The sequence below is a fragment of the Shewanella sp. HL-SH4 genome, from assembly GCF_051164845.1.
GTDB classification, from domain to species: domain Bacteria; phylum Pseudomonadota; class Gammaproteobacteria; order Enterobacterales; family Shewanellaceae; genus Shewanella; species Shewanella glacialimarina.
Genome location: NZ_CP195037.1, coordinates 2609405 through 2626151, shown reverse-complemented (window position 1 = coordinate 2626151; position 16747 = coordinate 2609405). Strand labels below are relative to the sequence as shown.

Below are 16747 nucleotides of genomic sequence, written 5' to 3'. Positions count from 1 at the left end.
AGGCTGGTTTTATTCACTTGCAGAGTTGATTCTTTCCTTAAGGAAAGTCTTTCTGCTTAATGCCTTTGAACCAACCATAATGGCTTTTTCAATTATCCTTTCATCGCCCATCAATACTAGCCTTTCACTAGGTCGTGTAGATGCTGTATAAAGCAAAGTCTGATCAATCATTCGCTCAGCCTCGTTAGGCAACATTACAAAACAGTTAGGCCATTGTGAACCTTGTGATTTATGAATAGTGATGGCATAACCTAGCTGAAGTTTTGCAAGCACATCAACGGTGAGGTTTATCGATACGTGATTTACTTCAATAACGCCGACTGCACCATTTTCATCTTGTTGCTCAAACACTTCAGTTACAATACCTAAGTCACCATTTCGCAGATCTGCGGCATCATCGTAATTATTGGCGATAACCAGAATTGGATCACCTAACAAAATTTTGGTTCCTGTCGATGTAACCCAAGGAATCCAACCTCTTGAAGCATCTTGGAAATAGATTGCTTTTCTGGCATGGCCAACAGATGCTTGAAGCTCAATATTTAGATTATCGACGCCAAACTCACCTTTTCTAACTGGTGATAAAACAATGCTTTGTTCAATACCACCTGACTCTCGCCAAAGTGTTATCAACCTGCTCACTGAGGGATTTCTTTCAATAGAGCAATCGCTACTTTCACTCAGTGTATTTTTCGTATCCTGAGGGTTCAGCAATGCTCGATTTCTAACTGAAGTAGCAAAACTGTGTATGCAGCCATCAGCACTTTGGCGTTTTACTTGGGACAAATTGAAGAATGGAATTTGTGTATCTGTTAATGCCTGGAATACTAATCCATTACCCACAGGCGGTAGTTGAGACGTATCACCCACAAAAATTAGCCTTGTAGCATCGGGCAATATCCCGATTAGACGATACATCGACAACAAATCAACCATTGATGACTCATCAATAATTAGCAATATTTGTTCAGGTAGCTTGGGCTTGTTATCGCCTACATGCTCTCCAACAAACTTGGCAATGGTTGAGGCAGGCCTTTGTGTACTTTCCGCCATACGCTGAGCGGCGCGCCCTGCTAGCGCAACCTGATAGCACTGCAAGCCCTCAGACACTCGATCATATACTCCTAAAATGGCTTTAAGTATTGTCGTTTTTCCTGTGCCTGCCCCACCAGATATACCGCAAATAGGTGATAAAACGGCCCCAACAATAGCATTTCGTTGATCAACTGTTAGTTCAAAATTCAACGTGGTTTCGTAATCTGCCATTGCAGATAACACCAGATCGTTTGATAAGCCAGTCTCCCAGGACGCTAATAATGAACCGTCGCCCTTTTTTCGTTGATGTGCATCAACAAAAAACTGAGCGACAGACGCCTCCATCAACGCTTTACCATAAACCTGGTAGCCACTACTCACCTGAACTAAAAATCCTTGTTCACAGGCAATGTCACCAATATTTTCAGGTGGATTAGATTTCATTAGCTTGCTGTATTCTTTAATCAGCTCTACTTGAGTAATTACAGTGGAACCTGTTTTATTTGCATAATTAATAGCTGCATGCTGAGTAATTCCAGCCACAACAACTTCATCTTCCAAGGTGAAGCCAAGCTTATTTGCTAATTTTGAGACCTGATCAAATGAAGCTCCCATTGCTACTAATAAAAACGGGTGCTCTTTGACTTTATCTATCGCGTACTCGCCAAAAATTGCGACTAACTTTTCACCGAACCCTAAAGGTAAACACTGCTCTTCAAGCCAGTTAATCGTGTTATAAAGAGCCGAGCTAGGCCAGTTGTCCAATAAATCTCTTACACGAGATTCTGTCATACCCGCAATGTTTAGCAGTGCTTGTTTATCTTGTTGAATAATTAGCTGAGTAAGCTGTTTATTTCTTACTAGTCGATTAGCGATGACACTGCCAATTCCTTTGATATTACTGCTTATCCAACGAGATAAAATCCTACCTGATGGTTTCAGGAACTTAATATTGGCAGCATCTATTGTGTATTCACTCAACGAAAAGTCATTTACTACGAAATGATTAAGTCGCTCTTTACCTGATACCTCCCACAAGCTGCCTATTGTAGCGGTATCTTTAGCATGCTCGGGGAACTTAACGACCGTTGTTTTATCACGTTTTTTTATTGAACCGTCAACGTTGATCAAATCAACTGTTGCGTATGAGTTTGATCGTTGTTTTTTGACTTGAATGATTTGGCGTAGATGGATAACTTCATTCATATCTTGAATCCTGCCGCTCCAGATTGGACCAGGTTCTGCTGTTTTTTAAATTTGGTCAGTTCACGCTGAAGCTGTCGATTCTCAGCTTCTAATTCAACTATTCGCTGTGTCAGAGCATTATTGCTCATTGACACCATATTAGTTTGCTTTTCAGCTCTTTCTCGTGCGGCTTCATGAGACTTTTTATCTTCATCAATTTTCCGAAACCAATAGCCGTCAGCTTCTTCAATAAGTGTTCTGACGGCTTTATTTTGGGTGCATACTGACTTAGCAAAGCCAAGTTCCTCAGCCAAAACTCTACGATTAACCTTACCGCTATATTCATACTCATCCCAATCTCGAGCGGCGTTTCGTTCATTAATCCACGCTTGTACTAACTTGAGATTTTCTTGAGCAATTTGTTGCCCACTCTTGCCTTTGATCATCGTCTATCAACCTCTGGAAGAGGCTTGTCCAACCGTTGATTAAGCACTTTCATATCGACATTTGGCATCATGTAAGCATTATGTTGCCAGCGCACAAATTGCTCTAATAAACTTTCGTTTTGCTTCTCTAGACGTTCAACTTTAGCTTCAAGAATAGAAATCTGCTCCTTTGCAAACTCAAGAGTGACATCCTTTTCGGTACTATTTAACTGCTCCTTTAAGCTATCTTTCCTATTATTAAAGGCTTCTACTAGAGCAGGATATGAGAGCAGCGTATGTCGACTGACACTCTCTTCTCCTAGGACTTTTGCAAGCTGTGCCGCAAAACTATTCCACGTTAACTTTCCTGACCATTTATCAAGTTCATGCAATGCTACAGGCAGTGTTTTTTCTGTGATTATCTTTTTAGGCATTTTCGATCCCCAGCAACATTGCTACCGTTGACTCTTCAACAAGATCTTGACTGCTAACCTTTATGTCAAAATCTTTTTGTTCTAGCGCTCGTTTTACTGGGCTTGGATCATGCTCAGGCGGGATCCATAAGATTGCACCTTCTGGTGTATCTTCTGATTCAAGTCGCTCACGTTGTGTACGAATATGTGCTAGCTTCCAGCCCAAATGTGAAACCCATATGTCAGCACCAAAAACACTGTCAGATTTATCTTCTGTAGCCTTGATGAATTGAGACTCCACATGCTTTTCAAGCCTAATAATTCGTTCAAGTGTTTCAGGCATACCCTTAATGCAAGCATGCTCTTTACATGTCATACACTCACCACCTTTTGTGCAAGGGGACATGGCATAATCATGAACACACATTCCATATTCTGTCACATCTGCTATACCGATTCGATTTACACCTAAGTCTTTGTAACTGACTGGCAAATTCAACTTTATGGCCTCTAATGCTGTAGGCCTTTCATTAAACTCAACAATACTCCTCACTTGCTGTTCACGTTCATCCTTTGTACGTAAATCATAGTGGCGATTATCATTGATTCGAGCCCGACCAGCCCATCTGGCAAGCTGCCATGCATCCATTCCTCCCCGTTCGGCATTAGTTGATAACCAAACTCGAATTTGGTGAGACGTTAGACGAATATCTGAACCATCTTCATCCTTATAACCCATACGTTGAAACAAGGTTTCGGGTGGATTTTTAAGTTTATCCCTGACGGCTAATTGAGCATTTAATTCATTTACACTTGGCAGCCGCCATGAAAATTCTCTGACTTTAAATTCTTTGTGAAATTCACGATCACGTATTATGACTAAAGATTCCCAAATAGGACGCTTGATGGATGTAAGATTAGGCCAATCACTGTTTTGATACTCTGAAGCTACAAATCCCGCTAGATCTCTATATGTCGGCTCACCATTTGCTAGTAATGATTGCACCCACTTGCTTTCGTGCGCGCCAACAATGTGCCAAGCTGACGCATTGCTAAAATTAATCGTTTTGTTCTCCATTCTCGATATTGTATCGTCACTAAAACTCATAGCATGTGCAAATTGATGTGCATTTAATGGTTTGTTCTCCCCGAAATAATGTGAAGTACAACAACTATTATGTCGCATAAAAACATCCGGATTATCGTAAGAAAACTTTGCGGCTTCTCTTGCAGGCTTTCCTATTTTAATCAAAACTTTATGGGCTTCAATTACTGTTTCCTCTAATACTTTTGGTACCCATTTAACAGTGAAACCAAAGCCTTTTTCGCCATACCATCTCACACCAAGTGCTCCATTTTCGCCTCGGTGCAAACAGTCAACTGTTAGCTCTGTCAGCTCACCCGCTCTACCAGGTGCAAACATCAATAAAGTAATAACACTAGACCAATACTTATCCTCTACGGTTTCTGCATTTGCAAAAAAATCGGCAAGTGCAAGCATCTGATGCATACTTGGGCAACGAGTATCTTGCCATTTACGAGATTCCTTATCGGTTCGCTCAGCTTTTGCAGCAACCTTAGGCCACGGGTTTGTCCATGATTGAAGAGCGGGAACAAATCGCTTATCTCTGATAAAGTTGAGCAATATTTCAACTTGATAACCTACTTTATTTCTTCGGTCTTTGTTGGTAACTCGTTTCTTAATTAATGCTTCTAATTCACCAATAACTAAGCCATCAGTTTGTAGGACATTGGTAACACCATGAACCTCACTTAAGGCATCATGTAACATCCGAAGTGCCACCATTTTATTCGTTACACTTGATACGGCTTTTATACTCTGGTTGTATCGAATATAGGCTTTAGCGAAAGATAAATAAGGCTCGTTTAACGGATCAAAGTTGGCAGGGTTAGACTTTTCTCTATACTTTGAGAAAGTCATGGCAATATAACGGTTTTTTTGTTTATGTTGCCAATTATTATTTTGCCAGCCACCTTGATCTTCATAGAGAGTTAGATTATCTCTACAGTGCTCAATAAAATTTTCTAAATTTTTCTGTGCAGCTATCTCATTTTTTGGTTGAAAATGAATAATATCAGCCATTTACAAATCCCCCTCAGATGAAGCCTGCTTGCACATTATAATAACTTGTTGGACTGCCAATAAAAGTCGATCTGTAGATTGGATAACGTTTTTTGAGACGCTAAGTTCTTGCTGTTTTTTTCTTTCCGCAAGGATTTCATTAAGCACTTCTTCGTGAGGTGCCTCTAACCATGGTTGAAAACTAGAACAGGTATAACAAGCTCGATATCCAGAGGCACAAAAAGCGTAAGTTCCGCAGTTACCAACATTATCAGACTTGCCATTTTTAACTCGACTATTAGGATCATTTGCTCTAACAGCATCACGCTCTGATGCAATGAGCTTTCCAGCAAAAGCTTGAGCGAGTGTAGCCAACATTGGAGCCATGATTTCATCAATTTGCTTAGCCGTTTCTTCTGTATTTTCGCAGTAAATGCCAACTTGCTGTGTATCTGATTGATCGAGCGCAGCAGCTAAAGATACCCCTCTTATGCCTCTTCGTGCCAAATTTGTCGCTTTGGTATATCTAAAACGAGAGGCTGTAAAGTTAATGTAATCACCTGTTCGCTCAGAGTAGGCTGTATTTTTAACCGATACCCCACGTAATATTTCTTGAGCTGATTTAGTAGTCATATGTAAATAATCAGGAGTTTTAGTCAGTATTGACTTTAATGCCTCAAGACCAGTTAACTCATCGACTCTAGGTTCCTCCAAAAATATTGGAATCTGCTCACGCAATGTCGATGGTAGTGTTCTACCTAATTGGGACTCTACATAGTGAATTGATTTGTTACGCTGATTATGGAGAAGAAGATACAGATCTTCATTAATTGGTAATGGAGTAAATTGCCCACGGAATTCTGTATCATGCTGTTTAGCTCTGGGGCAGTTAATAACATAATCATTGCCGTTTTCATCTTCCCGAACGACCAAATCAACTGAACGCAATGCGCGAATTTGTACGTATCTTCGTCCTGTCAAAGCTAATGACATAAAGCAACTGTACTCTTTTAAATTTAACAAGCTTTGCGTGAATGCATTAGAGGCCCAGTCTATTAACGCGCCAAGCTCGTTGTGAGTCAAAGGGCCAGAGTATGGACAAGCCCCCTTAACAGCATTGCCTTTGGGATTGCCTTTTAATATAAGTTCTTCTAAGTAATCTGCAACCTCACTGGTAATTCCTTTGAAGCCCCACTCGTACCAAGCAAGCAAGAAACCTTTAAGTGCCCCTAACTTGTATTCTGTTTCAGAATCGAACGATGCTCGATAATTGGTTAAACTCTGCAATGTAACTTTGCCATCGTTTGTTGCTTTTATATAAGCATTAAAACGGTGAAACATATTATAAGTATGCATAGCTGATAATTCTTCTGCATATCGACACAAGGCTCTTCTAAAACTCAATGCTGTATCTTTATCTATATCAGCTAAATACTTGAAGTTAATCACTGTTGAGCCATCCAGCCTCCACTCAGAACCGAAGAAATCAAATGGGTAGCCACTTTTAGTTGTGTGCAATCTTCCTAAGCTGGCACTGTGTTTTAATTGCATACTACTTATCCTTCTTTGCTCGCTTAGCCCAATGATCCATATCTTCTTTCATAACTCTGTCGGCTTCCTCTCTAATATGCCTCAAGTTGTATGTTTCAGCCGTTTTATCGGAACTCCAACCATTTAACTCCTTACGGATTTGAATTTCCTTTTTTTCATTAATTGGTTGAATATCAGGATTTTCTTTAGCAGCCTTGTTAACAGCATCAATTTTTTTTGAGAGCTTGTAATTAAAATTGTGACGAAAACCATGCCTTGTAATATCTTCAAGTAGTTCGGGATAAATAGCTATTGCAGGCTTTAACACTCGGTTGACAAAAGTGCTGTTGGAAATTGGTTTACCATGATGTTCACCATATTTGTGTGTTACAAACAAATAAGGATGTTTTCTAGCTGATGGTATGTTGGATCGCTTATCCATTATGTATTCACGTAGCCTGTTTGTTATGACTTTATTTACCGGAATTACGCGCTCATTTGTTTTTGCTACAGGTTGTTTCTTACGTGGATCTTCAATCGCATCATGTCTGCGAACAACTGATATAGTCCCTTTTTGGAAATCTATATCTCGAATCTGCAATGCTAGTATTTCACCGGCTCGCATCCCGGTTGCTTCCATGACCTCAAAAATTATTGCATTACGGAATTTAACATCTTCACCTTTAAATGGATTATCTGGTGAAGATTCTCTTGTAATACTTAATATCCTTTCAAACGCTTTTGGTGGCGGTGCTTTTGTGTTTGGATCAGCAGCGAGCCCCTTCCCTTTACTACCTTTGGGTTTATTGGCTAGTAATGATTTACTCATAGCTTCAATATCATTTGAAACTTTTTCTTCGATCAGCTGAGTTTTAAGAATGGTTCGAGCAGTAAAGCATAGAAAGGCAGCAATCTGAGTTAATCGGTTTGCTGCATGATTATTAGAAACTCTTTGAATTGGTGTAACGCTTGCCGTTGAAGCAGAAGCAAACTTAACAACATTTTTTTCTGATGACTTAAGCCACTTCTTTAAGCTTCTTGTATCTAAAATGCAGTGATCACGTATTGAATAGATATCTTCATCCGTTAACAACTTGCCTTGATGAAATTCACCTACTAGATCTCGATTATTAATACTTTCCCACAATTGTAAATGAACCAAGTGGGCAAGAGAGTTTGAAATTGCAGATTGAGTATGCGTCGTTCTTAACTTTTCAGTAACGTACAAAGTTACCCAATAATTAGGCACTCCACCCTCTTCAATCAGGATTGGATAACGCTCACCATTACTAAAAATAAGATCTCTAATTTTCGACATATGACGCACCTATTATCTACACATATTTATGTATAATTCCTAGGCTAATTTTTGTCAACACATTTTAATGACAAAAACAAAAAAGGCCTGTATAAACAGACCTCTTCTAGTTTTAATCAACATTTACTATTTATGTATTCCTCAGAACGGAATATCATCATCCCAACCTTCATCCAAATCAGGAGTGAAGTTTTGAGCAGGCTGAGGTGCTGGGCGCTGTGCTGGTGCTGCATTTTGTTGAGCTTGTGGTTGATAATTACCTTGTGGAGCTTGTGGCTTTGGTGCATAAGCAGGTTGTTGTGGTGCTGGCTTATTTTGCTGAGCATAACCGCCTTGAGCAGGCGCTTGTTGGTAGCCACCCGCTGAGTTTTGATGACTATCCTGGTTTGAACCTTGGTTAGCACCCGCTTGATTGTACTGAGGCTGGGCTGCTGGGCGTGGCGCTTGTGGAGCGCGTTGCTGCGGAGTTTGATCATATTGGTTATTATCTTGACCTGCACCGCTATTGCGGCTGTCAAGCATTTGCATTTCCATCGCATTGATTTCAGTTTTATAACGGTCTTGACCGGTAGTTTGATCTTGCCACTTACTGGTTTGCAATTTGCCTTCAAGGTAAACCTTTGAGCCTTTTTTAAGGTACTCGCCGGCCACTTCAGCTAAACGACGGTACATAACAATGTTATGCCATTCAGTACGCTCTTGTAGCTGACCTTGTTGGTCTTTCCACGACTCACTTGTCGCGACAGTAAAATTGGCAACGGCATTACCATTTGGCATGTAACGTACCTCAGGATCCTTACCTAAGTTACCCACTAAAATGACTTTATTCACACCACGACTGGCCATCGAAATCTCCTGCGATTATCTTTTCTATATACTTATTCGGTTGATCAAAATGATCTAATTGACAGAGCCTAACACAGCTCTGGCTTCGCTTAAATTGAAATCGTCATTCACCTTTAAATAGGCGACTTTGTCCTCAAGTACCACTATTGCTTCGGCTACACCGGTCAAATTTGATAACTGTGCGGCCATTGTTTGTGCATGGGGCCGATCTTTTATATTAGCTTCAAGGGTATAACTTTTTAGCAGTACGGGTTTAGCCATACCAAAAGTCAAAAATAGCCACAGTGTCATTAGCCCAAGCGCAACAAAAAACACCCCAGAGGCACCAACCAACTGATAGGCTCCGCCACCTAACATACCACCACAAAACGCCCCAAGAAACTGACTGGTAGAATACACTCCCATTGCAGAACCTTTATCACCCACAGGGCAAAACTTGGCGATCAAGCTAGGCAATGAAGCTTCAAGATAATTAAAACCGGTAAAAAATAATACTACCGCCCCACTTAGCACCCATAAATTATCAGCAAAAATCCCCATAGCACCTAAGGATGCCATCATCAATAACAGCGAAATTTGAAACATGGTTTTGGTGTTATTCTTTTTCACCCCGATAATGATCAATGGCACCATCAAAAAGAATGCGCCAATAAACGCGGGGAAATATAACATCCAATGTTTTTCTTTAACTAAACCGGCATCGACCAAATCTAATGGTAATGCAACAAACACCGCAGTTAATACTAAATGCAAAATAAAAATACCTGCATCTAGGCGAAACAACTGCGGGTCTAGCAACATTTTTTTGAGTTTGGCGGGTGCGGCTAAAGTATCGCCTTTAGGAGCTTGACTGATAGGGTTTGGTACCAAAAATTGCACTATCACAATACCAACAACAGCTAACACTGCCGTCAGTAGAAATATACCAGTTAAGCCAAGATGTTGTGCCACTAAAGGGCCAAGCAAAAGAGAAAGCGCGAATGAAAAACCAATACACATACCAATAACGGCCATCACTTTGGTACGTTGCTCATCACGGGTTAAGTCAGCCGCTAGTGCTAAAACAGCTGCCGCAATTGCGCCCATCCCCTGAACAGCGCGGCCAAATACTACGCCATAAATATGATCAGATGAGGCGGCAATTAAACTGCCAATGGCAAATACCACTAACCCAGCCATAATGATCGGTTTGCGGCCATACTTATCAGACAGTATACCCATCGGAATTTGTAACATAGCCTGGGTAAGTCCATAGGCACCTATGGCAATACCCACCCAAAGTGGAGAGAATCCTTCAAGGTGTTGCCCATATAACGCAAATACCGGCATGATCATAAATAGCCCCATCATCCGTAAACCAAATACACTGGCTAACGAAAACGCGACCTTTTTTTCCATGCCCGACAGCCCATTACTGGCCATTCAAATACCTTTTTAGCAATTCTACGAATCGCGCATATTACCATAGCCTGAATCACATGCTCAAAAGGAAATCACAGTTTGAGAGTTAAAGCTGAATTTAAAATATCACTAATCTATTTTTGGGTTCTATTCGTACTAGCCAAGACGACATATCACTATGATAAATAATCTGTGTTTGTTGAACTTTTAAGGTAAATCACCTAGAAAGATTAACAGCCCCTTACAGCTTGTGCTTAATGTGCGATACTAAAACCCATTTTGCCCCATAGCGAACATAGAGCGAGTAAATGGACAATATTGAAATCCGCGGTGCCCGAACCCACAACCTTAAAAACATCAATTTAACCATCCCGAGAGATAAGCTAATTGTTATCACAGGATTATCTGGTTCAGGAAAATCGTCATTAGCCTTCGATACTTTGTATGCAGAAGGCCAGCGCCGCTATGTCGAGTCTTTATCCTCCTATGCGCGCCAATTTTTAAGTTTAATGGAAAAACCTGATGTTGATCATATCGAAGGATTAAGCCCAGCAATTTCGATTGAGCAAAAATCGACCTCGCATAACCCACGTTCAACGGTTGGCACAGTGACCGAGATTTACGATTACTTGCGACTATTATTTGCCCGTGTTGGTGAGCCGCGCTGCCCCACACATGCACAACCTTTAGCGGCTCAAACTGTCAGCCAAATGGTCGATAAGGTACTCGCATTACCAGAAGACAGCCGTCAAATGCTTCTGGCTCCTGTGATTAATGATCGCAAAGGTGAGCACGTAAAATTATTAGAAAGCTTAGCTGCCCAAGGTTATATCCGCGCCCGAATTGACGGTGAAGTTTGCGATTTAACCGACCCACCAACGCTTGATTTACACGTAAAACATACCATTGAAGTGGTCGTCGACCGCTTTAAAGTGCGTCCAGACTTAAAACAACGTTTAGCTGAATCATTTGAAACCACATTAGAGCTGTCCGGTGGTATTGCTAAAATTGTTTCAATGGAAGATGACAAGACTGAAGAACTGATTTTTTCAGCCAACTTTGCCTGTACCCATTGTGGCTATTCGATGACCGAACTTGAGCCGCGTATTTTTTCATTCAATAACCCAGCGGGTGCTTGTCAAACCTGTGATGGTTTAGGGGTACAACAGTTTTTTGACCCAGAAAGAGTGATCACCAATAGTGAATTATCTTTAGCAGGCGGCGCAATTCGCGGTTGGGATCGTCGTAACTTTTATTACTTTCAAATGCTTAGTTCATTAGCTGAACACTACAAATTTGATGTTGAAGCCCCTTTTGAACAGCTCAATGACAAGATCAAAAAGCTGGTGCTATACGGTTCAGGTAAACAAAGCATTGCCTTTAAATACATAAACGATCGTGGCGATGTAGTGGTACGTAATCACCCCTTTGAAGGCATTCTCAATAATATGGATCGCCGTTACCGCGAAACTGAAAGTAACTCGGTACGTGAAGAATTATCTAAATTCATCAATATGCAGCCTTGTAATAGCTGTGGTGGCTCACGCTTACGTGAAGAAGCCCGCAATGTGTTTATTGGCGATCTCAACTTGCCACAGCTGACCACCTGGTCAATTGGCGAAGCTAAAAGCTATTTTGCTGAATTAACTTTTGATGGCCAGCGGGCACAAATTGCTGACAAAATTTTAAAAGAAATTGGTGAACGTTTAGGCTTCTTGGTTAATGTCGGTCTTAATTATTTAAGTTTATCCCGATCAGCCGACACCTTATCAGGCGGTGAAGCGCAGCGTATTCGTCTTGCTAGCCAAATTGGTGCCGGCTTAGTCGGAGTAATGTATGTGCTCGATGAACCTTCAATCGGTCTGCATCAACGTGACAATGAACGTCTATTGCATACCTTAATGCACCTGCGTGATCTAGGTAATACCGTCATTGTGGTAGAGCACGATGAAGACGCCATTCGTATGGCTGACCATGTCATTGATATTGGCCCTGGCGCAGGGGTTCATGGCGGGGAGATTATTGCAGAGGGTACCTTAAACGATATTCTTAATTGTGCTGAATCTGTTACGGGTCAATACCTGTCAGGCAAAAAACAAATTCACATTAGTGATCAGCGCACTCCTATCGACCCAAGTAAAGTCATCGAACTCTTTGGCGCAACAGGCAATAACCTGCAAAATGTCGACTTAACTATTCCAGTCGGCCTATTAACCTGCGTAACCGGTGTGTCGGGTTCGGGTAAATCGACCCTGATTAATGATACTTTCTTCAAGATTGCCCATCGCATGCTCAATGGCGCTACGGTAGATGAACCCGCGCCTTATAAAGAAATTAAAGGCATGGAGCATTGCGATAAAGTCGTCGATATTGATCAAAGCCCAATTGGCCGAACGCCCCGATCAAACCCTGCTACCTATACCGGTATTTTTACGCCAATACGGGAGATATTTGCTGCGACTCAAGAGTCCCGCACCCGGGGTTATCTAGTGGGTCGTTTCTCGTTTAACGTCAAAGGCGGTCGCTGTGAAGCGTGCCAGGGTGATGGCTTAATTAAAGTCGAAATGCACTTTTTACCCGATGTATATGTGCCTTGTGATGCCTGTAAAGCCAAGCGTTATAACCGTGAAACCTTAGAAGTAAAATACAAAGGCAAAAACATTCACGAAGTCCTGCAAATGACGATTGAAGAAGCACGCGTGTTTTTTGATGCGATTCCTGCAATTGCCCGCAAATTACAAACACTGATGGATGTCGGTTTGTCGTATATTTGCTTAGGGCAAAGTGCGACAACGCTATCTGGCGGTGAAGCGCAGCGTGTCAAACTGGCTAAAGAACTGTCAAAACGCGACACAGGCAAAACCTTATACATTTTGGACGAGCCAACAACTGGGCTTCATTTTGCTGATATTCAACTACTATTAGATGTATTACACCGCCTTAAATCCCACGGCAATACTATTGTGGTGATTGAACATAACTTAGATGTGATTCAAACAGCGGATTGGATTATCGATTTAGGCCCAGAAGGCGGCTCCGGAGGCGGGACGATTTTAGTCGCAGGCAGCCCTGAAGATGTGGCCGAGCACCCAACATCCCACACGGCACGGTTTTTAAAGCCGATGCTGGCATTACATAAGCAGCGTGCAGCACATAATAAAGTTAGCAAAACTAAAAAAAGCACTAAAAAATAATCACAGTCGATTCATTCCCTTTACGGAGAGCACCAGATGACAAGCACGCTTCAATCTGCCTTTCCGCTAAAGGGAAATACCCGCCTTTTACCAATAAATATCAGCATCCTCACACGCCCTAAGTTAATCCCTCACTTAATGTGTATCGCATTGTTAATCATGCTAACAGGCTGCGCCAATATCGCTTCAATAAATTGTAATTTGCCGCCGCAACATCAATGGGCCAACCAGTCCCAAATTATTGAAGATATCCGCACGCTTACCGCCATAGAATTTAGCGGCCGTAAAACCGGTACCCAAGGGGCTGTTTTGTCACAAAACTACCTGGCTCAACGTTTTACTGACATTGGTTTAATCCCTTGGCAGCAATCCTTTAAAGTCACTTTTAACTATCAATACCAATTTAGCCAACTGCAAGGGGTTAATATGATAGGCATAATTCCAAGCCGCGTGCCATCAAACCGCTGGCGAGTGATTACCGCCCACTATGATCATTTAGGCCAACAGGGTAAGCGTATTTTTCATGGTGCTGACGACAACGCTTCTGGTGTAGCAGGCTTGCTGGCTATGGCAAAACAATGGCAATTAACCGGCTTAAAAGATATTAATCTCATGTTGGTTGCCACGGACGCTGAAGAGCAAGGATTATATGGTAGCTATGGATTAGTAGAGCAGATTATAGCAACCCCTGATATGGAGGTTGAACTTGCAATGAACTTAGACATGATTGGCCACCCCTCAAGACCGCGGGCAATCTATATAGAAGGCGAGCAAAACTTCAGCCACTTTAGCCAGACACAAGCTTGGCTAAGTCAACAGCATCAAATGTGTATCCGACTAAGTTATTCAAAATTTAACACCGCGGGTATAAAGCGCATGAACTGGCTAAAAGCTTCCGACCACTACCCTTTTCATAAAGCGGGTATTCCCTGGATATATTTTGGCGTACCACCGCACAGCAAATACCATACGGTTGATGACACCATAGACACGCTAAATATCGACTTCCTAACCAGCGTAACGGAAGTGGCCTTTAGCTTTATTACACAAACTAACATGCAGTTAAAAGAAAAATAACCCAAAAATTAAGTTTAAATAAGGCAATAATCAGGCCACATTGAATTATTTATTATATTTTATATAGTCAAACCGCAAAATGGTTGCTATAATATCGCCCTTTCGGCGCGGGAAATCGACACGGGGTTGATTTTCTGTCTGTGAAACTCAGCACGAGCATCCGAATTTCGTGCACATCCACAAGGCTACAACCCAATGTCATCCAATGAAAGAACTTTCCGCGAACTCGGCCTGTCTGAGAACTTGTTGCGTGCTCTAGACGAATTAGGCTATGAGAACCCAACACCCATTCAAGCAGCTAGTATCGACCCGCTTATGGCAGGACAAGATATTATCGGTCAAGCGCAAACTGGTACTGGTAAAACAGGTGCTTTTGCATTACCACTGCTTAACAAAGTAGATATCAATCTAAACGCCCCTCAAATATTAGTATTAGCACCGACTCGTGAGCTAGCCGTTCAGGTAGCAGAAGCATTTGGTAGTTATGCTAAACATATGAAAGGCTTCCACGTACTGCCTATTTACGGCGGTCAAAGTATGCATCAGCAATTAAGCGCCCTTAAGCGTGGACCACAAGTGATTGTAGGTACACCTGGTCGTGTAATGGATCACATGCGTCGTGGCACATTAAAGTTAGATTCATTAAAAGCATTAGTGCTTGATGAAGCTGATGAAATGTTAAAAATGGGCTTTATCGATGATATCGAATGGGTATTAGAGCATAAGCCAGCTAACAGCCAACTTGCATTATTCTCAGCCACTATGCCTGAGCAAATTAAGCGTGTTGCAAGCAAGCACTTAACTAACCCAGTTAATATCAGCATCGCGTCTAGCCAAGCAACGGTTGAGTCAATTGAGCAAAGCTATGTTCAAGTATCACAACACAATAAACTAGAAGCATTAGTACGCGTATTAGAAGTTGAAAACACTGAAGGTGTGATCATTTTCGTCCGTACCCGTAATAGCTGTGTTGAGTTAGCAGAAAAATTAGAAGCACGTGGTTATGCTTCATCACCATTACATGGTGATATGAACCAACAAGCACGTGAACGTGCTGTCGAACAGTTAAAAAGTGGCAAGTTAGATATTCTAATTGCGACTGACGTTGCGGCCCGTGGTCTTGACGTTGAACGTATTGGACACGTAGTTAACTACGATATCCCATATGATACAGAAGCTTATGTTCACCGTATTGGCCGTACTGGCCGTGCGGGTCGTACAGGTATGGCAATTTTGTTTGTGACAAGCCGTGAAATGCGTATGCTTCGCACAATTGAACGTGCAACAAACAGCCGTATTGCACCAATGAAAATTCCTACACCAGAATCGGTTGCAGAACGCCGTTTATCTCGTTTAGGTGAGCAAATTCAAGAAACCTTAAACGGTGACTTAGATTTCATGAAAAATGCCGTTGCAGAATTATGTACTCAGCTAGAAATCGATACCGATTTATTAGCCGCGGCGTTATTACAGCAAGTGCAGCAAGAGCGTCCACTTCAGTTACCGCCGATCCAAGAGCGTCAACGTGATTCACGTGATGAGCGTAGTGACCGTAATGACCGTGGTTCTCGTGATGGTGGCGATCGCCCTCGTCGTGAACGCAGTGAGCGCAGCAACCGTCCATCAACACCAACTACATTTGGTCAACCTGAAGGATTAAAAGATAATCCAGACGTGAAAATGAACCGCTATGTAATTGATGTGGGTCGTGAAAATGGTGTAGGTGTGGGTAACATTGTTGGCGCAATTGCTAACGAAGCTAACATCGACAGCCGCTATATTGGTCAAATCCAGTTATATGATCAAGTGACTACCGTTGATTTACCAGATGGCATGCCAAAAGACGTGTTAACTCACTTAAGAAAAGTGCGTGTTTGTGGTCGTCCACTTAACATTCGCGAAGCCGGTGATGAAGTTTTCGTTGATTCTGGCCGTGGTGCAGCTGCACCTCGTCGTCCACGTGGTGACCGCCCATCAGGCGACCGTCGTCCACGTACTGACCGCCCAGCTGGTGACCGTCCTGCTAGTGCAGAACGTCGTCCACGTAAACCACGTGACAATGGTTAATTACCTGTAAATCATTCAGTTATCTGAATAAAAAATGGAGCCTAACGGCTCCATTTTTGTTTTTACTCTCGGTTATGCCAATCTCATAAAATATAAAGGTAACTGCCCGCATAATGTTAACGCTTTACAGATTAATTCTGCCTTGTAATATACCTACACTATCTTAACAAGAA

The 16747-nt window shown here is 41.9% G+C and carries 11 protein-coding genes; 3 read left to right on the top strand and 8 right to left on the bottom strand.

Features of this window, described 5'->3' with window-relative positions:
- Window positions 1–9: 9 nt before the first annotated feature.
- The 8 genes from ACRWQL_RS12425 to ACRWQL_RS12390 form a co-directional block, all read right to left on the bottom strand.
- Complete coding sequence (locus ACRWQL_RS12425; RefSeq protein WP_434950252.1) at window positions 10–2241, bottom strand: AAA family ATPase; 2232 nt, start codon at window positions 2239–2241, stop codon at window positions 10–12.
- The gene (locus ACRWQL_RS12420) at window positions 2238–2666 is read right to left on the bottom strand and encodes a hypothetical protein (protein WP_434950250.1); all 429 of its coding nucleotides are present in this window, start codon (window positions 2664–2666) and stop codon (window positions 2238–2240) included. Before ACRWQL_RS12420 ends, ACRWQL_RS12425 begins: the two co-directional genes overlap by 4 nt.
- Entirely contained in the window at window positions 2663–3079 is a 417-nt protein-coding gene (locus ACRWQL_RS12415) for a hypothetical protein (RefSeq protein WP_220776953.1), read from the bottom strand. Before ACRWQL_RS12415 ends, ACRWQL_RS12420 begins: the two co-directional genes overlap by 4 nt.
- Window positions 3072–5162 (bottom strand): hypothetical protein, encoded by a 2091-nt coding sequence (locus tag ACRWQL_RS12410; RefSeq protein WP_434950248.1) that lies wholly within the window; start codon window positions 5160–5162, stop codon window positions 3072–3074. The genes ACRWQL_RS12415 and ACRWQL_RS12410 overlap by 8 nt, the downstream gene beginning before the upstream one ends.
- Window positions 5163–6692 carry a site-specific integrase gene (locus ACRWQL_RS12405; RefSeq protein ID WP_434950246.1) on the bottom strand — a complete coding sequence of 510 codons (1530 nt, stop codon included), beginning with the start codon at window positions 6690–6692 and terminating at the stop codon, window positions 5163–5165.
- Between the two features lies 1 nt (window position 6693).
- Window positions 6694–7989: a tyrosine-type recombinase/integrase gene (locus ACRWQL_RS12400; protein ID WP_434950244.1), complete on the bottom strand. Its 1296-nt coding sequence runs from the start codon at window positions 7987–7989 to the stop codon at window positions 6694–6696.
- Window positions 7990–8130: 141 nt separating this feature from the next.
- Complete coding sequence (gene ssb, locus ACRWQL_RS12395) at window positions 8131–8835, bottom strand: single-stranded DNA-binding protein (RefSeq protein ID WP_434931078.1); 705 nt, start codon at window positions 8833–8835, stop codon at window positions 8131–8133.
- A gap of 54 nt (window positions 8836–8889) precedes the next feature.
- Window positions 8890–10257 carry an MFS transporter gene (locus tag ACRWQL_RS12390; protein ID WP_434927316.1) on the bottom strand — a complete coding sequence of 456 codons (1368 nt, stop codon included), beginning with the start codon at window positions 10255–10257 and terminating at the stop codon, window positions 8890–8892.
- A gap of 287 nt (window positions 10258–10544) precedes the next feature.
- Between ACRWQL_RS12390 and uvrA the strand changes: the two genes are divergently transcribed.
- The 3 genes from uvrA to ACRWQL_RS12375 all read left to right on the top strand — a co-directional run bounded on the left by uvrA (window position 10545) and on the right by ACRWQL_RS12375 (window position 16574).
- Complete coding sequence (gene uvrA, locus ACRWQL_RS12385; protein ID WP_434950242.1) at window positions 10545–13430, top strand: excinuclease ABC subunit UvrA; 2886 nt, start codon at window positions 10545–10547, stop codon at window positions 13428–13430.
- Between the two features lie 36 nt (window positions 13431–13466).
- Window positions 13467–14507, top strand: coding sequence for a M20/M25/M40 family metallo-hydrolase (locus tag ACRWQL_RS12380; protein WP_434950240.1), 1041 nt, complete (start codon window positions 13467–13469; stop codon window positions 14505–14507).
- 195 nt (window positions 14508–14702) lie between these two features.
- On the top strand, window positions 14703–16574 hold the full coding sequence (locus ACRWQL_RS12375) for a DEAD/DEAH box helicase (RefSeq protein WP_434927320.1): 1872 nt from the start codon (window positions 14703–14705) through the stop codon (window positions 16572–16574).
- Window positions 16575–16747 lie beyond the last annotated feature (173 nt).